The sequence below is a fragment of the Halomonas sp. ATBC28 genome (assembly GCF_005937175.1).
Lineage (GTDB): Bacteria > Pseudomonadota > Gammaproteobacteria > Pseudomonadales > Halomonadaceae > Vreelandella > Vreelandella titanicae.
The window spans coordinates 1-513 of sequence record NZ_VCQL01000093.1; the positions used below are offsets into that span (position 1 = coordinate 1).

The window sequence follows — 513 nt, forward strand, 5'->3', positions numbered from 1 at the left end:
GGCTGGTACGCTGACCGCGCAGGCCGCTGTACGGCATACGGAACTGTTCGCTGGAATACTTACGCGCGCGATAACGCAGCGCAAAGCGGTCCATACGGTCAATCTGCCCGGCAAACAGACGGTCCTGCGGTTTGCTGAACACCAGTTTGCTATCAAGGAAAACTTCACGCAGGGCCACGCCGGACTCTTCAGTATCAAGGCGAGTACCGATATAGGTCAGCAAGCCATTTTCTTCTTTTACTTCTTCGACTTGCATCTGCCAGCCGTCATGGCTGGTAATGGTATCACCAGGGTTGAACATCACGCGGGTCACGGGGGAATCACTGCGTGCGTACAGACAGTTTTCACCAGTAGATGGGAAAAGTAAAGTGACAGTTCGCGCATCCACCGCGACAACGGTTCCAAGTCCCAATTCGCTTTCTGTATCGCTGATCCAGCGTTGACCAAGTGTAAAAGGCATATGTGTTCGGCTCTATATCTTTAATTGCAGGCAATAACCACCCGCTACCGTGC

General features: G+C 52.8%; 1 pseudogene. It reads right to left on the reverse strand.

Going from position 1 to position 513, the window contains the following annotated elements:
* Positions 1 to 460: pseudogene (locus E0L35_RS25465) on the reverse strand (RNA polymerase-associated protein RapA); the annotation flags it as partial.
* Positions 461 to 513 lie beyond the last annotated feature (53 nt).